General features: G+C 42.4%; 19 protein-coding genes. 11 read left to right on the plus strand and 8 right to left on the minus strand.

Annotation, left to right across the window (positions count from 1 at the left end; translation table 11 throughout):
• Nucleotides 1-13: 13 nt before the first annotated feature.
• Both IG80_RS16655 and IG80_RS12245 read right to left on the minus strand, forming a co-directional pair.
• Nucleotides 14-283 carry a hypothetical protein gene (locus IG80_RS16655; RefSeq protein WP_084755996.1) on the minus strand — a complete coding sequence of 90 codons (270 nt, stop codon included), beginning with the start codon at nt 281-283 and terminating at the stop codon, nt 14-16.
• Between the two features lie 4 nt (nt 284-287).
• Complete coding sequence (locus IG80_RS12245; RefSeq protein WP_052045804.1) at nt 288-1,142, minus strand: D-alanine--D-alanine ligase family protein; 855 nt, start codon at nt 1,140-1,142, stop codon at nt 288-290.
• 260 nt (nt 1,143-1,402) lie between these two features.
• Here IG80_RS12245 and IG80_RS0100565 point away from each other — a divergent pair, with 260 nt between their 5' ends.
• Nucleotides 1,403-1,696: a hypothetical protein gene (locus IG80_RS0100565; RefSeq protein ID WP_032112157.1), complete on the plus strand. Its 294-nt coding sequence runs from the start codon at nt 1,403-1,405 to the stop codon at nt 1,694-1,696.
• A gap of 126 nt (nt 1,697-1,822) precedes the next feature.
• Here the strand turns inward: IG80_RS0100565 and proS are convergent, their stop codons facing one another.
• Entirely contained in the window at nt 1,823-3,103 is a 1,281-nt protein-coding gene (proS, locus tag IG80_RS0100570) for a proline--tRNA ligase (protein ID WP_032112158.1), read from the minus strand.
• A gap of 402 nt (nt 3,104-3,505) precedes the next feature.
• The gene (gene gltA, locus IG80_RS0100575) at nt 3,506-4,822 is read right to left on the minus strand and encodes a citrate synthase (RefSeq protein WP_032112159.1); all 1,317 of its coding nucleotides are present in this window, start codon (nt 4,820-4,822) and stop codon (nt 3,506-3,508) included.
• A 511-nt stretch (nt 4,823-5,333) separates the two neighbouring features.
• Here gltA and cmk point away from each other — a divergent pair.
• The 6 genes from cmk to IG80_RS0100605 all read left to right on the plus strand — a co-directional run bounded on the left by cmk (nt 5,334) and on the right by IG80_RS0100605 (nt 12,938).
• On the plus strand, nt 5,334-5,987 hold the full coding sequence (gene cmk / locus IG80_RS0100580; protein WP_032113217.1) for a (d)CMP kinase: 654 nt from the start codon (nt 5,334-5,336) through the stop codon (nt 5,985-5,987).
• A 75-nt stretch (nt 5,988-6,062) separates the two neighbouring features.
• Entirely contained in the window at nt 6,063-7,781 is a 1,719-nt protein-coding gene (gene rpsA / locus IG80_RS0100585) for a 30S ribosomal protein S1 (protein ID WP_032112160.1), read from the plus strand.
• A gap of 339 nt (nt 7,782-8,120) precedes the next feature.
• Nucleotides 8,121-9,500, plus strand: a complete 1,380-nt coding sequence (gene mgtE, locus IG80_RS0100590) for a magnesium transporter (protein ID WP_032112161.1) — start codon at nt 8,121-8,123, stop codon at nt 9,498-9,500.
• Between the two features lie 122 nt (nt 9,501-9,622).
• The gene (locus IG80_RS0100595; RefSeq protein ID WP_032112162.1) at nt 9,623-10,885 is read left to right on the plus strand and encodes a lipoprotein-releasing ABC transporter permease subunit; all 1,263 of its coding nucleotides are present in this window, start codon (nt 9,623-9,625) and stop codon (nt 10,883-10,885) included.
• A complete protein-coding gene (locus tag IG80_RS0100600; protein ID WP_032112163.1) occupies nt 10,882-11,556 on the plus strand; it encodes an ABC transporter ATP-binding protein in 675 nt (224 codons plus the stop codon). Before IG80_RS0100595 ends, IG80_RS0100600 begins: the two co-directional genes overlap by 4 nt.
• A 293-nt stretch (nt 11,557-11,849) precedes the next feature.
• Nucleotides 11,850-12,938, plus strand: coding sequence for a PAS domain-containing sensor histidine kinase (locus tag IG80_RS0100605; RefSeq protein ID WP_032112164.1), 1,089 nt, complete (start codon nt 11,850-11,852; stop codon nt 12,936-12,938).
• Between the two features lie 149 nt (nt 12,939-13,087).
• Here the strand turns inward: IG80_RS0100605 and IG80_RS0100610 are convergent, their stop codons facing one another.
• The 3 genes from IG80_RS0100610 to putA form a co-directional block, all read right to left on the minus strand.
• The gene (locus tag IG80_RS0100610) at nt 13,088-14,458 is read right to left on the minus strand and encodes an NAD-dependent succinate-semialdehyde dehydrogenase (RefSeq protein ID WP_032112165.1); all 1,371 of its coding nucleotides are present in this window, start codon (nt 14,456-14,458) and stop codon (nt 13,088-13,090) included.
• A 15-nt stretch (nt 14,459-14,473) separates the two neighbouring features.
• Complete coding sequence (locus tag IG80_RS0100615; RefSeq protein WP_032112166.1) at nt 14,474-15,193, minus strand: SDR family oxidoreductase; 720 nt, start codon at nt 15,191-15,193, stop codon at nt 14,474-14,476.
• Nucleotides 15,194-15,403: 210 nt separating this feature from the next.
• Nucleotides 15,404-18,532: a bifunctional proline dehydrogenase/L-glutamate gamma-semialdehyde dehydrogenase PutA gene (gene putA / locus IG80_RS0100620; RefSeq protein WP_052045806.1), complete on the minus strand. Its 3,129-nt coding sequence runs from the start codon at nt 18,530-18,532 to the stop codon at nt 15,404-15,406.
• Nucleotides 18,533-18,830: 298 nt separating this feature from the next.
• On the opposite strand from putA, the gene IG80_RS0100625 reads away from it, so the two are divergent.
• The 3 genes from IG80_RS0100625 to IG80_RS0100635 all read left to right on the plus strand — a co-directional run bounded on the left by IG80_RS0100625 (nt 18,831) and on the right by IG80_RS0100635 (nt 22,230).
• Nucleotides 18,831-19,595, plus strand: a complete 765-nt coding sequence (locus IG80_RS0100625) for a GGDEF domain-containing protein (RefSeq protein ID WP_052045808.1) — start codon at nt 18,831-18,833, stop codon at nt 19,593-19,595.
• A gap of 329 nt (nt 19,596-19,924) precedes the next feature.
• Nucleotides 19,925-21,697: an ABC transporter ATP-binding protein gene (locus IG80_RS0100630; protein ID WP_032112167.1), complete on the plus strand. Its 1,773-nt coding sequence runs from the start codon at nt 19,925-19,927 to the stop codon at nt 21,695-21,697.
• Nucleotides 21,698-21,741: 44 nt separating this feature from the next.
• The gene (locus tag IG80_RS0100635; protein ID WP_032112168.1) at nt 21,742-22,230 is read left to right on the plus strand and encodes a GyrI-like domain-containing protein; all 489 of its coding nucleotides are present in this window, start codon (nt 21,742-21,744) and stop codon (nt 22,228-22,230) included.
• A 90-nt stretch (nt 22,231-22,320) separates the two neighbouring features.
• Here IG80_RS0100635 and IG80_RS0100640 read toward each other — a convergent pair whose 3' ends face one another.
• Nucleotides 22,321-23,355, minus strand: a complete 1,035-nt coding sequence (locus tag IG80_RS0100640) for an AMP-binding protein (protein ID WP_032112169.1) — start codon at nt 23,353-23,355, stop codon at nt 22,321-22,323.
• A gap of 51 nt (nt 23,356-23,406) precedes the next feature.
• On the opposite strand from IG80_RS0100640, the gene IG80_RS14875 reads away from it, so the two are divergent.
• Nucleotides 23,407-23,571 (plus strand): hypothetical protein, encoded by a 165-nt coding sequence (locus IG80_RS14875; protein ID WP_156961975.1) that lies wholly within the window; start codon nt 23,407-23,409, stop codon nt 23,569-23,571.
• The last annotated feature ends 18 nt before the right edge of the window (nt 23,572-23,589 follow it).

A 23,589-nucleotide genomic window follows, 5' to 3' on the forward strand; every position in this document is an offset into this window, starting at 1 on the left:
GTGTCGTCTCCTTTTATTGAGATACAGTGGGTCTCGTCAACTCCACTGCCATATTTCCTAAGTATTCATAGTCGACCTTTAAATTTCTCTTTAACTCATGCTCTTCAAGGGCAAAATCAATTAATTTTGAAATGAGATCCGGATAGGAAATTCCGCTTTCTTGCCATAGTTTGGGGTACATGCTGATATTAGTAAAGCCAGGGAATGTATTAATTTCATTGACATAAATATAACTCTCAGGTGTTAAGAAAAAATCAACGCGTGCTAAACCCCGGCAATCGATTGTCTTAAAAAACCTTCAAAGAAAGCTCCTGAATTTTTTTCGTTATTTCGGGATCGAGCATAGCGGGAATCACCAGACCAGCTCCCTCTGGGTCAATATATTTAGCTTCGTAGGAATAAAAATCGTGGGTGGGGCAAATCTCACCGGGAACAGAAGCTTGCGGAACAAGATTCCCTAAAACGGCGCATTCAATCTCGCGCACATTAATACCTTTTTCGATGAGAACTTTATGGGAATAATGAAAAGCCTGATCGATTGCTGCGTCTAATTCTTCGGCATCTTTAACCTTTGAGACACCTACAGAAGATCCCATACAGGCGGGCTTAATAAAGAAGGTTTGTCCCCCCAACGCATTCACCAAATGGGTGTACGTTGGCCGGTCGTGCATTTGAGTGAGGGTGATGGAAGGGGTTACAGGTATGTTATGAAAACCCAAGATTTGCTTAAAGATGTCTTTATCCATTCCAATAGCTGACGCCATAACACCAGAGCCAACGTAGGGAACGTCGCATAAATCAAGAAGCCCTTGAATTGTTCCATCTTCCCCATTGGGGCCATGGAAAATAGGCAGAGCGATATCAATCGGAATGGTAACGCCTTGCTGAGTTGAAAGGCAGGGATAGGCGGGGAACTTTACCAAACTTGCAATGAGGCCAATATCATAAACATCGTTAATATACTCTTGTTCCTCAAGAAAGGTTTCGTCTTCGAAATAATACCAGGTACCCGAGCGACTCACTGCCACAAGAATGGGCATAAATTTGCTTCGGTCCAAAGCTTTCAGAATATTCTTAGCTGTTTTAAGGGAAATTTCGTGTTCTGCTGATTTGCCGCCACATAAAATTAAAAGTCGCTTCATAAATTATTCCTACTATTTGTTAAACGTATGGTACCGACGCGGGTTACTTTTAAAGCCTCAAAGATATCTGCGAGGGCTGCCCAGCCCAATGGCAATCTTCCTCTCATTTGCACCGACATGTCTGAGGTTTTCAAGGCGTTTAGGATACGCTTCACACTAAAGGAATACACTCAAAAACTCAAACGCAATTCATCTTAGGAGTTTGTTAATAATTGGTTCGTTATACTCAGGATTAGAGAGAGTTATATTTAGGTGTAATCATGACCAAACAATGTCCTATCTGCAATTTTACATTGAAAGAGCATGACGAAGTCAAAAAAGATAAGCATATGAAGGTTCATTGCCATGAATGTGGCTATTACGACATGAAGCTGGAGTGCGCGAAAGATTTTAGACGTAAGTTTTTATGCTTTGATGTGTCAACAGTTGGTGGACGTGAACTTTATGAGCATAATCTGCGCTTGATTCGCTCATATTTATCAAGGCATCATCAAGATATCATCACCAATGAAATGATCCACGACATTGTTGGTCTTTACGTTCCAAGGCGTTAAAGGGATCTAATACTGATTCCTTTTCTATCCTCTTCAAATAAGATACGACCATCCCCCCTTTTATCATCCTCAGGCTAGCCTGAGGACGACATTGAGGAGTAGGTTATCCTTATGACAAAATCCAGCTTACCCAACAACCTCTAGAACTTTTTCAATGGCGATTTCTTGCTTTTCACCGGTGCGACGATTTTTGATTTCAACCATGCCAGTTTCAAGGGTTTTATTGCCAACAATAACTTGCCAAGGTAACCCAATCAAATCCATGTCAGCGAACTTGGTGCCGGCACGTTCATCACGATCATCATACAGAACCTCAATATTCTTTGACGTCAGCGTATTAAAAAGATTGTCACAAAGTTCCTGAGCCTTCACATCTGCTGCTTTTAGATTGATCAAAGCAACTTTGAAAGGCGCTACTGATTCTGGCCAAATAATACCCTTTTCATCGTGGTTGGCCTCAATAATTCCCCCCACCAGGCGTGATACGCCGATGCCATAAGATCCCATTTCCAACGCAATCGTTTTACCATCTGGACCAACAGCTTTAGCACCAAGAGGTTCAGAATACTTCGTGCCGAAATAGAAAATGTGGCCAATTTCGATGCCGCGGGCTGATTTCAAATCCGATGTTGGAATCGGGCATTCTTCGGCTTTGTGCATTTCATCGGCCGCTGCATAAAGAGAGCTTCCCACCTCATACGAAATATTGTCGACATCTAAACTTTCAAACGCTTTGTCATAATAAATCGCGCTTTCACCGGTTGGGGCGACGATATGGAATTCATGGCTCATATCCCCGCCAATGGCGCCTGAATCAGCGCGCACAGGAATCGCCGTAAGACCAAGCCTCGCAAAGGTGCGCAAGTAAGATTCAAAGATTTTGCGATAAGTGCTTTTGGCGCTTTCTAGGTCAAGGTCAAAGGAATAGCCATCCTTCATCAAAAATTCACGACCACGCATCACCCCAAAACGAGGGCGAACTTCATCACGGAACTTCCACTGAATTTGGTAAAGGGTGAGGGGAAGTTGGCGATAGCTTTTCACATACTGGCTCACCACATCAGTGATAACTTCCTCATTGGTGGGGCCATAAAGCATTTCCCGTCCATGGCGATCTTGAATGCGGAGCATTTCCTTCCCATAGTCTTCATAGCGACTACTTTTACGCCATAGTTCAGCGGGTTGAATTGTTGGCATGAGGACTTTGTGGCACCCAATGCGATCTTGTTCTTCGCAAACAATTTTTTGGATTTTTTCAAGAACGCGCAACCCCATCGGCAACCAGGTATAAATACCAGAGGTTTCTTGATTAACCATTCCCGCGCGTAACATCAGGCGATGGGAGGCAATCTGCGCCTCAGCAGGTGTTTCTTTTAAGGTAGGCAGAAAATAAGTGGACAGACGCATTCTATTAAAACCTATACGTTATGATCATGTATCTAATTTTGAGATTATAATTGACGAAATGGAGATTATAATCAACGAAATTGAACTTATAACCGCCAAAATGGAGATTATAATTGATTAAAGACAGCTTATCATTTAAAAGACGATAAATGAAATGGCTGGATTAATCATTTTCTTGTGTCCTTAAAATTTCCAAAAGCTACTCGCAAGTTCAAGGACGCCAAAGAGAAATAGACTTAAGATAAGGATTTTGTAAAACCAATAGATAATCGGTGGTGTATTATCGTTGGCGGTACGGCGCATCATATCCCACACTGTGTGATAAGTTTTTTTTAGAGGAGAGGAAGAATTAATCTTCCTTTTTTTTGATTAAGGCTGCCCATTCAATTTCCACCCAGATTCTTATTTTCTTGTTGAGACATGTTGGTAGTGTCGTTCTTCAATCCCTGTGTAAAGCTGACGGGGGCGACCAATTTTTTGAGTTGGATCAGCAATCATTTCTTTCCACTGAGCCACCCAACCAACTGTTCGAGCAATCGCGAAGAGAACGGTGAACATCGAAACAGGGATGCCTAATGCTTTAAATATGATGCCGGAATAGAAATCCACATTTGGATAGAGCTTCTTTTCAATGAAATATGCATCATTCAAGGCAATGTGTTCCAGCTCCATGGCCAAATCAAATAGGGGATTATCTTTAATGTTGAGTTCTTTTAGGACATCGTGACAGGTTTGGCGCATGATGGTGGCCCGCGGGTCATAATTTTTGTACACTCTATGACCAAAGCCCATCAGGCGGAATGGATCGTTTTTATCTTTTGCCTTGGCGATGAATTTTTGGATATTTTTAGGATGTTCAATTTCTTTTAACATATTCAGTACTGCTTCATTAGCACCGCCATGAGCCGGCCCCCAAAGGGCTGCAATACCCGAGGCGATGCAAGCAAATGGGTTGGCTCCACTTGACCCAGCTAACCGAACTGTTGACGTTGAGGCATTTTGCTCGTGATCCGCATGTAAAATAAAGATTCGGTCAATCGCTTTGGAGAGCACTGGATTCACAACATATTCTTCGCATGGAACTGCAAACATCATGTGAAGGAAGTTTTCTGCATAACTGAGTTTGTTTAATGGGAAAATAAATGGTTGTCCCAAGGAGTACTTATAGGCCATGGCGGCGAGTGTGGGGATTTTAGCAACCAGACGATAAGAGGCAATCTCCCGTTGAACAGGATCATTAATATCTAAGCTGTCATGATAGAAAGCGGAGAGGGCGCCGACAACGCCAACCATAATCGCCATAGGGTGAGCGTCACGTCGAAATCCGTGGAAGAAACTACTAATTTGCTCGTGCACCATGGTATGGGTTGTCACGTTGCGAATAAAATCGCCGCGTTGAAGTTCTGTGGGGAGATCGCCATAAAGCAGGAGGTAGGCTACTTCCATAAAATCGCTATGTTCCGCTAATTCTTGAATGGGATAGCCACGATAAAGCAAAACGCCTTCTTCACCATCAATATAGGTGATTTTTGATTCACAGCTTGCAGTTGCTGAAAAGCCCGGGTCAAACGTAAATAACCCAGTTTCAGTGTAAAGATTGCGGATATCGATAACTTCTGGCCCGCAAGATCCCTGCAGCAAAGGCAATTCAACAGATTTGCCATTATAATTCAGTTGAACGCTGCGGCTAGATGCTGCGTTAGCGGCTTGATTTGTCATAAGGCTCTCCAAAAAGTATCCAAAGTTACATTTATGATATGTCTTCCCACTTTAATATTCAATTTTTAATAAAATATTAAATTGGGATTTAATTTCCTCAGAAAACTTGTGAGGGAGATAATAAAGGTGATCAGAGATTAAGCAGACCGAGGAACATTGTTCAGATAAACTAAAACAATCAGGTACTTAGAAGTGTTTCTCTAAATATAGAGATGTGTTATAAACCCCTAAATTTTTAAAACATAGCCTTTATTTCACCTTTTACTTACCCCTCATCTTACAAAAGGTATATAAAAAGATTGCTCCAAATCCTATCGAAGTAAGTTAAAAGTATAGGCACCGTAAGCAGTGCCTTCTGCTTCCCTTAGTGGCATAGAACAATCTATATAAATATAGTATTTTTGTAAAAATAATCCCAGGAGAGGGGAAATCCTGATAATCCATTAATGGAGGGTTGCACCTTCACTTAAAAATTTGTACCTTTCATAAAAATATGGAAAAAAAGAAAAGTATGATTATCACAATTGATGGACCTGCAGGGGCGGGAAAGGGAACTGTTGCTAGGTTTCTCGCTGAAAAATATAATTTGAAAAAACTCGATACGGGGTTGTTGTACCGCGCGCTAGCAAAGGAAGTTATCGCAAGCAATCTTGATCCCCAGACTCACGCGACAGAAATAGTTGCTTTGGCCAGGCAGATTAGTATCGAGTCGACTAATCAAGAAGATTTGCGCACGGAAATTGTGGCTAATATGGCTTCTAAAATTGCAAGTTCTCCGGAAGTCCGGAAGATTTTAAATCAACTTCAGCGTGATTTTGCTCATGGAGATCCTTCCCCCTTTAAAGGTGTTATTCTGGATGGCCGCGATATTGGGACAGTGATTTGTCCTGAGGCGGACTGTAAGATTTTCTTAACAGCTAGTTCTGAAGTTCGTGCGATGCGTCGCAATAAAGAAGGTGGCGGAACACCCCATTCCCACGGTGAAATCAGCAAAATTATGGTTGAAAGGGACACACGGGATCAAAATCGTAAAGTAGCCCCCTTGTCAGCCGCAGAAAATGCGCATATTATAGATACAACGCATTTGACAATTGATGAAGTATGTAGTAGAGCTGCATATTATGTAGATCAACTTTACTTAAAGAAAAAAAATATCAATTCTTAGGTAGTTAGTCAGAACTGTTAACCTCTAGCCCTTTATGTAAGCGATTGCTTATATAGAGATTTTTTAAGGATTACTATGGAAAATTTAAATACCCAAAACCATTCAAGGGAAAGCTTTGCAGATCTTCTGGAACAATCTCTCAGCGGTAAAAAAAGCTTTGAAGGCTCTGTCGTTAAAGGGATCATTGTTGCACTTCATAATGATCAAGCGATTGTTGACGTTGGTTTGAAATCAGAAGGCCGTATTTCTATAAAAGAATTTACAGGTCCAGGCCGCGATCCAGAAATTCGTGTTGGCGACATGGTTGATGTTTTCATCGAACGCATGGAAGACAAGAATGGTGAAGCTGTCTTGAGCATTGAAAAAGCTCGTCGTGAAGCAGCATGGGGTATCCTAGATAAATCTTATCAAGCTGGTATTTTGGTTAACGGTACTATTTTTGGAAAAGTTAAAGGCGGTTTTGCCGTTGATCTTGAAGGCGCCGTGGCTTTCTTGCCTGGCAGTCAAGTTGACATTCGTCCGGTCCGCGATGTAACCCCTTTGATGAACATTTCCCAACCATTCAAAATTTTGAAAATGGACAAGGCACGCAGCAACATCGTTGTTTCCCGCCGTTCTGTTCTTGAAGAAACCCGCGCAGAAGCACGTTCTGAATTGGTCTCCAATCTTTCTGAAGGTCAAGTTCTCTCGGGTATCGTCAAAAACATCACAGATTACGGTGCCTTTATTGATTTGGGTGGCGTGGACGGTCTCTTGCACGTAACTGACATTTCCTGGCGTCGTATTAATCACCCAGCAGATGTTCTTAAAGTTGGTGATTCTATTCAGGTTCAAGTCATTCGCTTTAACCGTGAAACACAACGTATTTCTTTGGGGATGAAACAGCTTGAATCTGATCCATGGAAAGGTGTTGAGGAACGTTATTCAGTTGGATCACGTCATCGTGGTAAAGTTACCAACATTGCAGATTACGGTGCATTTGTGGAATTGGAACCAGCTGTTGAAGGCTTGATCTACGTTACAGAAATGAGCTGGACAAAGAAAAACATTCATCCAAGTAAAGTATTGACGCAAGGTCAAGAAGTTGAAATCATGGTTCTTGATGTCGATATGACAAAGCGTCGTATCAGCCTTGGTTTGAAACAATGTTCTGAAAACCCATGGCAAAAATTTGCTGAGAAGTTCCCAATTGGTAGCGTTCTCGAAGGTGAAATCAAGAATATTACTGAGTTCGGTTTGTTTGTTGGTGTTGATGAAGATCTCGATGGAATGGTTCATTTAACAGATGTTTCTTGGAAAAATGATGAAAAAGAAATCGAAAACCACAAAAAAGGTGATGTGATTAAAGTTAAAGTTCTGGATGTTGACGCAGAAAAAGAACGCATCAGCCTTGGAATTAAGCAACTTGCCAACGATCCTTTTGAATCCTCCCTTGGGACTATCAACAAAGGTGATATTCTAACAGGAACTATTATCCACGTTAGCGACAAGGGTATTGAGGTTGAGCTTGAAGGTGGCCTGACTGGGACTATTCGTAAAGCAGATTTGTCCCGCGATCGCGATTATCAACGCCCAGAACGGTTTGCTGTTGGTGAAAAAGTCGACGCAAAAGTTACTTCCATTGACCGTGGTGGCCGTAAGGTTGTTATGTCTATCAAAGCAAGAGAATTGGACGAAGAAAAGCAAGCAATGTCTGAATTTGGTTCCGCCGACAGTGGTGCTAGCCTTGGTGATATTTTGGGGGAAGCACTTTCCAAAGCCAAAGCAGCAGCTGAAGATAAGCCCAAGAAATAGTAGGCGTCTAGGTTCTGTGCACCTCATTCACGCCAAAATGAATTTGGGCAAACTAGGTGCACACAGCCTTCAGCCTTAGCTTTAAGAAAAAGTCCTGTAGTTTTAGGCTACAGGGCTTTTTTGTATTTATATAATGCTCGCCTGGTAAGCTTAGAATTTTTGGTTTCGCCTCTTTATGCTCACTTTTATCTTGGCGTGCTCTTTAAGGAGTTCTAATATAAAATTAAGTACGAGGTTATTTTGAGATATTTTAGCTGAAAATGATGTTAAGTTTCGATAACTCCCGTTTTTCTAATCACGATGAGTTAGTATCTTTTTGGGTAATTTTAAGAGAGTTATATGAAACACGATTCAGAGTCAGTAACCAGTCCAAACTATAACTATAGTGTTTCGTCAGAACATATCAAACTTGTTCGCGGTGCCTTACAAGCAGGTGACGAAAAGTTTGTGCAGGAGCTTATCTCTGGGCTTCATGCAGCTGATGTGGCTGATATTATTGAGCAATTATCCCACAGCCAACGAGTTCAATTTGTTGGGGTGCTGCGCCCCCATTTTGATCCCGAAATCTTGATGAAGTTAGATGAGTATATTCGTGAAGAAATTGTTCATCTTTTATCCTCCAAAGAAATAGCTTCAGTTATTACCCAGCTGCAAAGCGATGAGGCTGTGACACTTTATGATGAGTTAGACAGCGATATTCAACAACGGGTTTTGGCAGACATTTCAGAATTAGACCGCAAATCCATTGAATTTTATCTGGATTATGAGGAAGAGTCAGCCGGCCGTTTAATGCAACGTGAAATGGTTGCTGTGGCGAGTCATTTGACATTAGGTCAGATAATCGATTCCTTTGAAGGAGGAGAGGATTTAGCGGAAGGTTTAAGCCAAGTAATTGTGGTAAATGAGAAAAATCAGCCAATTGGCTCCCTTTCTTTGAGTCGTCTATTGCAACTCTCTCGCCGTAAAATTATAGCCGATGTGATGGACCGAGATATTAAAATTATCCCCGTGACAATGAAACAAGAAGAAGTTGCATTTTATTTTCGACAATATACGTTAACCTCTGTACCTGTTGTTGAGGCGGAAGGAAACTTGGTCGGGATCATCACCGCCACTCAAATTATCGATGTAATTCAAGATGAAGCAGAAAAAGATCTGATGCAGCTTGGTCGCGTGTCAGAGCCTACTTTTAGTAAGCCAATTGTTGAACTATCTTTAAATCGATTGCGATGGTTGATTGTTACTTTTATCAATACTCTTTTAGCATCAACAGTGATTTCGCACTTTGAAACGGAGATTCAAAAAATTGTGGCACTTGCCGTATTGATGCCAATTGTGGCCTCCATGGGAGGCAATTCTGGAATGCAGGTAGTAACAGTAACAGTTCGGGCGCTTGCTCAGCGTGATTTAAGAAAAGGACAGGTGTTTTCTACTTTGCTTAAGGAGATGGGCATTTCGCTATTAAATAGTTTTATTTTAGCAGGAGTACTCTCTTTTATTACCACGTGTTGGTATCACGATATGACGTTGGGGTTGATTTTAGGGGGCGCCTTGATGTTTAACATGTTATGGTCAGGTCTGGCCGGCACATTGTTTCCAGTTATTCTTGACAGGCTTGGCTTTGACCCGGCGATTGGCTCTGGTCCTTTGCTCACCACCACGACCGATGTGCTTGGATTCTCGGTATTTTTGGGGCTCGCCACCATTTTCTTGTTCTAAATTGGTTAGAGATTGGGTAAGGTTGGGTTGAAAATTAAAATTATAAATCCGTCATTGCGAGCCCTCCTCAGAGAGCATGGCGATCTCCCCGAGACGATGGATAAAGGCTTAAGGCAAATTATATGATTTCAAAGTTTGAACGATTTATTGCGCATCGCTATTTAAGATCCTCCAAGCAAGAAGGATTTATTTCAGTCATTGCTTGGTTTTCTTTGATTGGGATTGCCCTAGGGGTCGCAACTCTCATCATTGTGATGTCCGTGATGAATGGTTTTCGTGAAGAGCTTTTAGGGCGTATTATTGGCTTGAATGGCCATATGTCGGTGATGACCAAAGGGGTTCCTTTTACGGACTATGATAAAATAGCCGATGAAGTTAAAAAAATCCCGGGTATTACAGCTGTTTATCCCGTCATTGAACGCCAGGCGATGGTATTATATAAAAATCAAGCACGGGGGGTTGCCGTTCATGGGATCAAACCAGACGACTTGAAACAACGCAAAATGGTTGCTGATAATATTCGCGAGGGAGCGTTAACGTCTTTTGGGGCTTTTGACAGAGAGGGCGAAAAAACCTATTGGGGGGCAATCGGCCGCCGTTTGGCTGATACCCTTGCTCTTAAAGTAGGGGATAAGCTAACTTTGGTGAGCCCTGAAGGGAATGCATCTGCCTTTGGAACGCTCCCGATGCAAAAGTCTTTTTACGTCGGCGCCATTTTTGAAGTGGGTCTGAATGATTATGACAAAGGGGTTGTATTTATTCCTCTAGAATCCGCACAAACTCTTTTCAAGTTTCCTGAAAGTATCTCAAATCTCGAAGTTTTTGTCGATAATGCTGATGCTGTGGCCGCGCGTAACTTTAGCGTGAAAGCCACCATTGGAGATGCTTTCCACATCTATGATTGGCAGAACGCCAACAATAGTCTTTTCAATGCCGTTCAGGTTGAACGCAATGTGATGTTCATTATTCTGACATTATTGGTCTTGATTGCTGCTTTTAACATTTTGTCGAGTCTCATTATGTTAGTGAAAGACAAAACGCGCGACATCGCAATTATGCGGACCATGGGCGCGACGCAAAAAAATATCACGACAATATTTATGATAACTGGCGCATCAATCGGTTTGGTTGGCACATTGGTGGGTGTCGTTGGAGGCTTAGCATTTGCCCTCAATATTGAACGAATCCGTGAGTTTTTGCAAAAACTCACTGGCACCGAACTGTTCAATGCTGAAATCTACTTTTTAACTCAGTTGCCCTCAAAAGTGGATATGGTTGAAGTCATGGTGATCGTCGTTGTTGCTTTGTTACTGACCTTTTTATCGACCTTATATCCATCCTGGCGCGCTGCCAAACTTGATCCAGTAGAGGCCCTAAGACAATGACCCAAGAGACTCTTGTTCTTAATTCTGTAACCCGTTCCTTTAGTCAAGGTGATGAACATGTTAATGTATTGCGTCAGGTAAATCTGACCATTAAAGCGGGTGAAATTGTGGCGCTTGTGGGGCAAAGTGGGGCAGGGAAGTCGACTCTCTTGCAGATTGCTGGGCTGTTAGAGCCGCCAACTTCGGGCAAGGTTTTTGTGAATGGGAAAGATACCTCTTTCTTATCGGACGTTGAAAAGACAGAACTTCGCCGTAATTATATTGGTTTTGTCTATCAGTTTCACTACCTCTTACCAGAATTTTCAGCTCTGGAAAATGTGATTATCCCTCAGTTAATTGCGGGAAAGTCTGAAGCAGAAGCAAAGGCAAGAGCTGAAGAATTGTTGGCAATCCTTGGGCTTAGCCACCGTTTCTTGCATCGCCCTAAAAAGTTATCCGGTGGCGAGCAACAACGCGTCGCTATTGCCAGAGCTATTGCTAACACGCCTAAAATCTTATTGGCGGATGAGCCTACTGGCAACCTTGATTATCAAACCTCAGACATTGTGTTTGGCGAGATGTTGAAGATTGTCCGCGAGACGGGTCTTTCCGCTCTTATCGCCACCCACAATCCAGAACTTGCTTCTAAGATGGATCGCATTATTCGGGTGCACGATGGAATAGTTGTGTAGAGTTCGTGGATTGCAAATCTAGTTCTGTTACAAGAATTTTTCCTGAGCAATAATCCTTAATCGATCCAATTTAATTTTATAAATATGAAATAAAATTATTTTTCCGAAATTTTTGTATCAGAACCGCAAATCCGTCATCCTCGCATCAATAGGGACTAGAACACCCAAAGTTAAGTAAAAAATGGAATATTAATTCGTTAAAAAAATATGAATATTACCTTGTGATTATACCTAATGCATCTTAAACTATTTAACAATTATGTCCTTACCTAATTTTTACTAGAGTTTTAAAGATGAGCGAAGAATTATTTGAAGAGAGCGCCCCAGATATATGCCTTTTTGATAACGCACCCGATATGATGGCTGTTTTGGCGATAGGGGGCAAGTTTATTCATTGCAATCAAGAGTGTACGAATATACTTGGCTATACGAAAGATGAGTTCTTAAGTATGGAATCATGCTATGATATTTTCACTCCTAATTCTGTTAAAAAGGCAATAAGGGCGAGAGAAGAGATTCTTCAAGGGAAATCTTATAAAAACTTAGAAATACAATTAATTAAAAAAGATAAAACAAAGCTTGATGTATTATGTAATCTCTCAAGTATTGAAGATAAGAAAAACAATTGCCTTCGCACATTTGCTATTTGGCGGGAGAGCACTGAACTGGTTCAGGCACGCAGGAAGTTAGAGCAGCATAATGAGAGCTTGTCATTATTTGTACATGCTATATCCCATGATTTAAGTGCTCCGTTGAGAGGGATTTCTTTTTTATCTCGGTTAATTCACGAGGAGTTGGGGGGAGAAATAAAACAATCCTCTCCAAAAATGTGGCAGTCTTTTTTCAATCGTATAGAGCGTCTAACCTTATATTTTCAGGACCTTCAAACTTATCTAATTGCGGATAAATTCTCAATAGAGGAAAAGGTGGACACTCAAGTTATGGTTAAGGGTATCTTAGACCTTCTGGTTAAGCCTAAAGGGTTTCGTGTCTTTGTATCTTCTGATATGCCTGTGTTTAACACATTAAGAATCCATCTTCAGCAAGTTTTATATAATCTTATAACCAACGCTATTACCCATAACCCTAACCCTAAACATGGGATGATCAATATTATGGTCCAAGAAGTTGATAGCTTACTCTATTTCTCAATCACTGATAATGGGCCCGGGCTTTCTTCTTCTGCCATAGAAAAAATCTCTCAACACTTGACGTCTAATCTTGAAGTAAAAGAATTGGGCATGGGGTTATCCATTGTCAACAGGATTCTTGACCAAGTCGGTGGCAGCCTCTATATATGCCCAGGAGATGGACACTCAAATAACTTCACTTTTACCTGGCCTAAAAAAATAGATGTAAATAGTTTTCGCAGGACTGCTTAACAAGTTCTGCGACTAATTTTAAAATCAAAGACTGGTTTAAGGGAAGTGGTGTGAAAGGTTATTATGCCAAGATTTTATTTTTGCTTTTCTTAGATTTGTTTGTGATTTCCTTTTTTATAGGACGTGGTGGTGGTTAAGCTTAACAAAAACTAGTTATGGATGACGACTGTCTTTATATTAACAAACTCTTTGATGCCAATAGAAGATAATTCTCTGCCAAAGCCACTTTCTTTGATACCCCCAAAAGGAAAGCGCCAGTCAGATTTGACCATGGCGTTAACAAAGCAATTTCCGGCTTTCAGGCGATTCTTTGCGATTTTCTCACCTTTTTCAATATCTTGGGTAAAGACAGCAGCCCCTAAGCCATAGACTGTATCGTTGGCAAGCTCAATGGCGTGTTCCTCATCGGTTGCTGAGATAATGGGGGCAACAGGGCCAAATAGTTCCTCATCAAAGGCAGGCATTCCCTTTTTAACGCTGGTTAGGATTGTGGGTGGATAAAAGAATCCCTTGCTCTCAGGAATTGTGCCACCAGCCAAGAATTCTGCGCCCTTGGCAATGCTCCGCATTACTTGGTGATGCAATGTCTCACGCAGATCTGCTCTTGCCATAGGTCCAATAGTTGTTTCTGGATTAAGGGGATCACCCATGACTGCTTTATTAAATTCCTGAAATAGGAATTGTTCAAACTCGCGGACGTGCTTTTCTACAACGATAAAACGTTTAGCCGCAATGCAGCTTTGCCCATTATTTTGTAGCCGACTTGCGGCACAAATGGCAGCAGCTTCAGGGAGATCGGCATCCTCTAAAATGATATAAGGATCACTGCCACCTAGTTCTAATACGCATCGCTTAATAAATTGTCCTGCTTTTGCCGCGACTTGGCGTCCCGCCCGCGTGCTTCCTGTCAAAGTAACAGCAGCAACCAAGGGGTGAGCAATGAGTTGGTCGGCGGTCTCTGCTTTTATTAACAAGCTTTGGAAGAGGTGCCTTGGAAAACCTGCATCATTAAAGACATGGGCGATAGCAAGGGCACAGCCTGAGACGTTGGCCGCGTGTTTGAGGAGCATACCATTGCCAGCAATGAGGGCAGGGATAGCGGCACGAAAGGCTTGCCAGAACGGGAAATTCCACGGCATAATCGCCAAAATCACGCCTAAAGGTTCAAAGCTGACAAAGCTTTTATGAGCCTCGCTATTAACCTTTTCAGGGGTTAAAAAAAGGGGCCCATGTTGGGCAAAATAGTCGCAAGCAGCAGCGCACTTTTCCACTTCGGTTTTGGCTTGGAGAATTGGTTTTCCCATTTCTAAAGTCATAAGAGTGGCAAAATCATTCTTTTTTGCTCGTAAGATAGCAGCGACTTTTACAAAAAGAGCTGCCCGCTCTGCCACAGGAACTTCTGCCCATTCTTTTTGAGCTGCGGCAATCTGGGTTACAGCTATTTTGGCATCATCAAATGTTTGTTCGGGATACGTTGCAATAACGTCACCCGAGTAAGGATTTATTGAGGTGAGTATCATTTTATATTTTACTACTTACCAAGGAAGTTGTTCATCCATATGAAAAAACCCACCTGTCGGTCCATCATCGGGAAGCGTGGCTAATCGCACAGCTGTTTTGGCGCCATCAACAATTTCCATCGGGGCAAGAGTAGATCCCATATCCGTTTTGACCCACCCAGGGTGCACTGCATTCACTTTTATTCGCGTGTGTGCCAGTTGTCGCGCCAAAATAACAGTAAGGGAATTGAGGGCTGTTTTGGACGCATTATAGGCCGGATGCAAAAAGCTGCTATCCATCTCTTCTTGATTAGAAGTGCGGGTGATTGACCCTAATATGCTTGATTGGTTAACAATACGCCCCGCAGAACTTCGTTTCAATAACGGCAATAATGTTGTGGCAATCAGATAAGGAGCAAAGGTATTCACTTCAAAGGTTTTTTGGAAAATGTCAAAGGTAGCAGGGCTGGAGCGTTCTAGCAAGATGCCAGCATTATTCACTAAAATATCCAAGTGGCCAAAATGTTTCTCAATAAAATCTGGCAACGCTGAAATATCTTCTTGATTGATCACATCCAGGATTACCCCATAAGACTCAATACCTTCTTTTGTGAGGTGAGAAGCAGCAAGGTCAGCTGTAAGTTGATTACGGGCTGTCATCAACACTGTAATGCCGAGATTTCCTAATTGCCTGGCAATTTCAAATCCAAGTCCCCGATTTGCTCCAGTGATTAAGGCAATTTTCTTTTTCGCCATGACAAGTACCTTTCATCTAAAATTGCGTTATAAAATGTTAACGTTTACCTAGAATTTTTATACTTATGTCTAATATAGAGAAAATCATTAAAAGAAGTGTTAACTATATAATTTATTTTTCGAGACGGTTGCCTTAGATTCACAGAACCCAAATGTGCCCATCCCTCATTTCTCCAAAATTGATTTTGAGGGAATGGGGGATGATAAAGATTAACTCAACGTCGCAAGCAGTGATGCATTGCCGCCAGCAGCAGTGGTGTCTTGGGTAAAGGTTCGCTCAACGGTAAAGCGCAAAAGGTAATGGGGACCACCCGCTTTGGGGCCAGTGCCAGATAACCCTTCGCCACCAAAAGGTTGTACGCCAACCACAGCGCCGATCATATTCCGATTAACGTAAAAATTCCCCACTTTGGCATGTTTTCTCACCTTCTGAATGGTGGCGTCGATACGGCTATGGAGACTTAGGGTCAGGCCAAAACCTTTGGCATTGATTTGATTGATAACGCTGTTCAGTTCATCGGCTTTAAAGCGAACAATGTGCAAGATTGGACCAAATACCTCCCGGGTAAGCGCTGCTGCATTAGGAAGTTCCCAGGCTTGTGGGGCAACAAAGTAACCATGTGTAGACTCATCTAAAGGAACAGAGGCGATGAGGCGACCTGTCTCTTTCAATGTATCAATATGGGATAAAAGCTCTTTTTGGGCAGCGGCATCAATCACCGCACCCACATCTGCATTAAGATTCGCTGGATGGGTGAGATTCAGCTGCTGCATGGCCCCCGCCAGCATTTCCAGAGTTTTATCCGCAATATCCTCTTGAATAAAGAGGAGTCTGAGGGCAGAGCAGCGTTGCCCTGCGCTTTGGAAGGAGGAGGTGATGATGTCGCTGACCACTTGTTCGGACAAGGCAGAAGAGTCAACAATCATCGCATTAATTCCCCCTGTTTCGGCAATTAAGGGCGCAATGGCGCAGCGACGGGCGCTTAAGGTTTGATTAATGGTCCAAGCGACCTCAGTTGAACCGGTGAAGGCAACGCCGCTTACGCGCGGGTCAGTCAACATATGTTTACCAATATCGCTGCCCTTGGCGGGAAGGAATTGCAGCACACCTTCAGGAATACCTGATTCGAACGCTAATTGACAGGTGCGATAGGCGACATACGGCGTTTGCTGCGCTGGTTTGGCTAACACTGCGTTGCCGGTGACAAGGGCAGCGGCGACTTGGCCAAGGAAAATCGCTAGAGGAAAATTCCATGGACTGATACAGACAAAAACACCACGACTATGGAGAGTGAGCTCGTTTTTCTCTCCAGTGGGTCCGGGAAGAGAGATGGCTGCCATGTGGAGGCGTGCTTGATTAGCGTAATAGCGACAGAAATCCACCGCTTCTCGAATCTCTGCCACTGCATCGGCGACAGTTTTACCTGATTCATAGACCAGCAAACCAATCAACTCACCGTAGTGGCTCTCGAGATTAGCGGCTAACTTTTCAAGAGTTTGAGCGCGGGATTCAACCGGCACCTGGCTCCACGATTCCGCATTTTTAGCCGCCACATCAAGAGCTTTTTGGACATCAGCCGTATCACACTGATCGCATAGACCAACAACGTCAGTAGGGTTTGCAGGATCGCGGATCTCAATCGTTTGTCTGTCTTTTTTCGCATTTTCACCAAGCAAAGGTCCAGCGTATAAGGGGAAATGATCTTTAAACTTAGTGAGGTGAGTTTGGAGGTTTTGGAGTTGATCTTGGTCGTTCAAGTCAAACCCTTTAGAATTTAGTCTAGTGGGCATCAGCATCTCTTTTGGTGATGGAATGTGGGGGTGCTGCATGGTTTTGAGGTTTTTTGCCTCACCGATTGGATCCTGAATCAGTGAGGTAATTGCCACACTGGAAGTATAAATTTTATTAACAAAGGACGAATTTGCCCCATTTTCCAGGAGTCGGCGTACCAAATAGGCAAGAAGATCACGATGTTCGCCCACCGGCGCATAAATACGACAAGGGGTGTTTGTATCTACAAATTGATCGTAGAGTTGTTCGCCCATACCATGGAGACGTTGGAATTCAAACTCACGACCAGCGGCGATTTCTAGGATTGTTGCTACTGTATAGGCGTTGTGGGTGGCAAATTGCGGATAAATTTGGCAAGGGTTGTTAAGCATCTTTTGGGTGCAAGATAAATAAGAAATATCAGTGAAAATTTTGCGCGTGAAAACAGGATAATCTTCCAGGCCTCTTTCTTGAGTTTTCTTAATTTCAGAATCCCAATAGGCCCCTTTCACCAACCGCACACAAAAACGGCGATTGGTGGCAGATGCTGTTTCATTCAACCAATCAATTACCGCTGAACTGCGCTTTTGATATGCCTGCACTGCAAGACCGAGGCCATCCCAATCTTTTAGCGATGGATCTGCAGCAATTACTTTCAATAGCTCTAAGGAGAGCTCTAGGCGTTCTGATTCTTCCGCATCAATGGTCAGAGCAATGTCTTTAGCTTTTGCGGCCCGACATAGCTCTACGACCTGAGGCAATAGTTCATCAAAAGCGCGGTCTTTCATGGCCAATTCATAGCGCGGATGCAGGGCTGATAGTTTGACGGAAATGCTAGGTTGCGCGAAAATATCCCCCGTATTGCGGTAGTTGGCAACAGATTCAATCCCTTGCCGGTAAGCCTCAAAATAACGTGCTGCATCAGCTGCAGTTTTCGCGCCTTCACCCAACATATCGTAAGAATGCCTATAGCCACGTGCCTCGTTAGCTTGGGCACGTTTCAAGGCTTCTTCAATGGTTTCACCCATGACAAACTGGCAACCTAAAATCCTCATTGCATGAGCAACAGCTTGGCGAATTGTGGGTTCTGTCATCTTGCGGGAAAGATCGGCAATTCCTTTGATGAGGCTGTTTTTTTCAAGCCCCCACGTCAAAAACAACTCTGTTGTTGCCAGACCTAAAGTTGCCACATTCATTGCCAAAGATCCGGCCTTCCCGAGGTGAGTCAACCAATTAACGGCGCTGATTTTATCGCGGATGAGGGCGGTTTGAGTCACTTTGTCTGGAATGCGCAGTAATGCCTCTGCCAGACACATCAAGGATATGCCTTCTTTGCTGCTCAGGTCATAGGTCTGCAAAAAATTCTCAACACTCACCGCTTTCATCTTTTGTTGGCGTACGCCTTCAATCAACTTTGTTGCGCGGTGGCGAATAGTGAGCTTCTGAGGGTCGCTTAGGGTGATGCTGTCAATCAGTTTAGGAATGAGAGTTTGTTCAGATTCACGGTAAAGCGCGTTAAAAATAGGGCTTAAAGGACTAAACGCATATTTTGGCGGAATGATCGTCATTTTACTTTAGATTTATTAAAGTTTTTACTTAATATCCAACCTACTTGAAGAAGTGGAATTATGGCAAGCAGATTTGGTGCGATTTTTTTCTAAAAGGATGAGGATCATAGCCAACTCTCTTTGAAGAATTCTAGCAGGAAAACGCGCCCCAAAACGCGCAAACAAAAACGGTGTCCCCAATAATATCTCTAAGCTATGAAGAAAATAACTCAGCCTAAATAAAAATATGCTCTTGTGTTGTAACTTTAAACAGTTGTATAAAAGTTTGTATTGGATAAATCAGACATGTGGGGGATACATGCGCCAATCGCTTCAGCGGGATACTGTGCCTATAGATTTTCCTGTTCAGAGTTCAACTGAGGAGGAAAGTTACTTAACAGGTTATCCTTCGCTTTCTGAATGCTTAAATCGTCTTTCTAGCTTATCTAATGCGGTTTTAGAAGATGAGAGAGGCAACTCCTCACCTTTAAAAAGGCTAGCGCGGGAAGTGCAAGAATTGATGCAACTTCTCTCGATTCATCAGAGTTTTTTAGCAGGTCAGCCATCAACAGAGCAGCAGACAAAAATCCACTATATGGCATTTTATGATGGGTTGACCGGCATTGCTAACCGTCAATTTTTTGAGATGCATCTTAAGCAACTCATCAAATCGACTAACTCAGAATCAATTTTTTATCTCATCTTTCTTGATCTTGATGGTTTTAAAGAAATTAATGATACTTACGGTCATGAAGTAGGGGACATTCTTTTAAAAAATGTCGCAAAAAGATTACGCCATAATCTGAGGCGCGATGATGTTGTCGCCCGGTTTGGTGGGGATGAGTTTACCATTTTGCTTAATTTCCATGAAAAACAAAATTTAGATTTAATTTTACGGAGGATGATTTCCTTTATCTCTCAACCCTATAATATCAATTCACTTAATTTAAATATAAACGTGAGTTTGGGTGTTTCTAAATATCCAGCTTCAGGTGAATCTTATGAGAATTTAATTAAAAAAGCTGACATGGCGATGTATATGTCCAAGTCGAAAGGCAATAATCTGTATACGCTGAGTTTTTAGCTTTTTTACTTCATGATTGTTATCGTGGGCAAAGCCGATGAGCCTTCAGGCGCAGCAAGCCAGATTATATTTTTTTCATCAAGTCACATCAGAGATGCCTTGCTGCGTGGCAATCTCCTGGTCTTATGGGCCAGGAATTCGCTTCGGCCGCCTAGAAGTTCCTGACAATGGCTAAGGATGGAAAAACACTTGGACAAATGCTAGGCTCTGTGCACCTAATGATTATAAATTTTGCCGTCTTCTTTATCAAAATTAAAAGGCTGTCTCTAACCTAGTAAAATTACCCGAAAACTGGCATTCTCATCAATAAAAACTATCGAGTTGTTACAATGAAAAATGTTGCTTCAGCAAAAAGTGTTTTTGCCTATATTTTTTCGTCTATTCGCCGGTTCCCCTCCAGTATTGCGACCATGATTTTGGTAGCATTGGTGTGGTCAGTAGATGTCTCGCTGGCGCCTTATCTTTTAAAAACTATTTTGAATCAGGTCGCTGATGCACCCAGCACAAATCTTTGGACGGCGGTAGGAGGAACCGTTTGCCTTTATCTCAGTCTATCATTTATTTTATCGACAGTTTTTCGTCTCTATGATTATTTTGTCACAATTAAGATGATCCCAGAGATGCGTCGTCATATTGCCACCACAGCAGTAGAAAAATTGATAGGTCAAAGTCATCAATTCTATCAGAACAATTTTACGGGAAGTTTAGTAAATAAAGTCAATGACTTAACGAATAGTGTGCCAGACATTATTCAAATTACCACCGATCGATTTTTAAGTCTAAACTTGGTGATATTGATTGCGGTTTTCTCACTCTGGCATGTGGGGACGGTTTTTGCCTTATGTATGCTTGGCTGGGCGACTATCTTTGTGATAGGGGCCTTATTGCTAACAGGACGCATGAATAAGTTGTCTGATGATTGGTCAGAACGAGGCTCAATTATCACTGGGGAAATAGTGGATGCATTATCAAATATTCTCTCCATCCGGCTTTTTTCTAGAAAAAGAAGTGAAATTCGCAGTCTCACTCAAAGTTTTGACGCAGCAGTGACGGCGGAAAAGAAAATGCAATGGCTCAACTTTTGGGTGTGGTTTACCTATGGGTATTCGTTTTTCTTTACTCAAGTATTGAATTTTTATTTTCTCATCCAAGGGCAGCAAGAAGGTTGGATCACCGTTGGTGATTTTGTGATTGTGTTAATGATTAATATTTCGATTGTTGAATTTATGTGGCAGGTCACCCGTGAATTTCCCCATTTTACCAAATTATTTGGCAAAATTAGCCAGGCGCTCAGAGCTATTCAAGCGGAAATAGAGATTAAGGATCAGCCAGGAGCCCAAGCCCTCACTGTTCAGCACGGCGAAATTACCTTTAAGCAGGTGCAGTTTAAATACAAGGAAGCAGAAGCTCTCTTTAAGAATCAATCCATCACCATTCAAGGGCGGGAGAAGGTGGGCTTGGTTGGTTATTCTGGGAGTGGTAAGACAACTTTTGCGAACCTCATTTTGCGTCTGTATGAGGTGACTTCTGGCCAAATTTTGATTGATGGGCAGAACATAGCAGAAGTCACCCAAGAGTCATTGCATAGGTCCATCAGTATGATTCCCCAAGATCCCTCGCTTTTCCATCGTTCCATCATGGAAAACATTTGTTATGGTAAGTTAGAAGCAAGTGATGACGAGGTGATTGAAGCTGCCAAAAAGGCCCATGCCCATGACTTCATTATGGCCATGCCCCAAGGATATAACTCATTTGTAGGCGAGCGAGGTGTGAAGCTTTCTGGGGGGCAACGTCAACGCTTGGCGATTGCTCGGGCTATTTTAAAAAATGCACCGATTCTCATTTTGGATGAAGCCACCTCACAGCTTGATTCTGTAACTGAAAGCGAAATCCAGAACTCAATGGCTAAGCTTATGGCGGGTAAAACGACGATAATTATTGCTCACCGCCTGTCAACTTTATTGCATATGGATCGCATTTTGGTCTTTGATCGTGGGAAGATTGTTGAATCAGGCTCCCATTGTGATTTGCTTGACAATTCAACAATTTACAAGACTTTGTGGAATAAGCAGGTGGGAGGATTCTTACCTGAAACTGAATAGATTATAGTAGGATAAATTTAACCTTAACCTTAGAAAGAAAAGCTATGCAATATGAACGTCAAGAAGTGCCGCATAAACTGTTGGTAGGAATCACTGCGCGGACAAGCTTTGCCAAGGAAACGAATCCTCTTACCTCAGAAATTACCAAGTTAGTAACCAGATATTTGAACGAAGAGACGGCCAATAAAATCCCCAATCGTAAATCGCCGGGCGTGGGTATTTGTGCCTATACGGACTACACTAACGAGTATTTAGGAGAGTACACTTATTTTATCGGTGAAGAAGTGACTGAGGTAGATGAGTTGCCTGAAGGAATAAGTATGCTTGAAATTCCAGCCGGTACCTATTTAAAGCTAACAACCGATTCTGGCGCTATGCCCTTTGTTATCATTAATGCTTGGCAAAAAATCTGGCAGCTGTTTCAAGGCGGCGACCAGGGAAAACGTCGTTATCAGATCGACTTTGAAGTCTACGATAAGCGCGCCAAGGATCCTCAAAGCACTATTGTTGACCTATTTGTCGGGGTGGAATAGGCGCTAAGAGACCTAGAGTACTGTGTTGTTCAGTGTCGCAAAGGCTAGCATGGCCTATGGCACTGTGCTCTTTCAGCTATCCCTGTCATTTCACTCCAAATTCACTGTATGAATCGTCTCAAGTAGATCATTTTTTAATAAAATGGCCGCAGCGTGGCGTTTGACCTTGCCGCTAGTGGTGAGAGGCAAGCTGCCTCGCGAAACAAAAATAATGCGATCAATTTTTAAAAGTAATTTTTCTTTAATATGAGTGTGCACTTGAAGTGAAAGCGCTTCTAAATCACTAGCATTTTGGATTTCTTTAACTATCACAATCTCTGGTTTTTCCTGGTGCTCAAGGAGTAATGCTGCGGTTCTATAGGTAGGATCAGGGGCAAAAGTATCCTCAATCAACCCTTCAATTTCTTCAGCGGAAATGTCCTTACCTTCGACGGTTACCAGGTCTTTAATTCGACCAATGATAAATAAATGCCCTTGATCATCAACAAACCCCGAATCCCCTGTGCGTAAATATTGTTCTTCTTCTCCAATAAACTGCTGATTGAAAGAGAGGTCGGTTGATACCGTATCGCGGTAGTACCCAAGCGCGAGGGATTTTCCTTTGATCCAAACTTCACCAATTTCATAAGGCAGTCGGGGACGTAAAGTATAGCGATCAACGATACGGCACGAAATGTTGTGCAATAGTTTTCCGCTGGAAACGAGATCAACCGTGTTAACTGATTTATCGTCACAAGGGATGAGTTTTCCCTCATGGAGACTTACCCGGGAGAAAGATTGGATGTAGGGCGCTTGCTTTACGTCCTTACAAGAAACCATCAGGGTGGCTTCGGCCAGACCATAGGCGGGAACAAAACTTTCCCATTTAAATCCAGTGATTTTAAAGGTTTCGTAAAAACGGCAAAGGGTTTGGGCCCGTACCATCTCAGAGCTATTAATGGCGATACGCAAATGGCTGAGATCCAAAGAGTCGTTATTATCCTTCTGAAACCTATGACGACACAGATCATAGGCAAGATTAGGAGCTGCAGTGATTGTGGCCCAGTGATGCGCAATGTTTCTAAGCCATTGAAGGGGATCGCGTAAAAACGACTTTGGCGAACTTAAATGAGTTGGAAACTTCACGTATCGTAATAACTTCGTATAGCATACATTATACGAAGTTATACGATTACAATGAAAAATGTTGCTTCAGCAAAAAGTGTTTTTGCCTATATTTTTTCGTCTATTCGCCGGTTCCCCTCCAGTATTGCGACCATGATTTTGGTAGCATTGGTGTGGTCAGTAGATGTCTCGCTGGCGCCTTATCTTTTTAAAAACTATTTTGAATCAGGTCGCTGATGCACCCAGCACAAATCT

Source organism: Candidatus Paracaedibacter symbiosus (assembly GCF_000757605.1).
In the GTDB taxonomy this organism is placed as follows: Bacteria; Pseudomonadota; Alphaproteobacteria; order Paracaedibacterales; family Paracaedibacteraceae; genus Paracaedibacter_A; species Paracaedibacter_A symbiosus.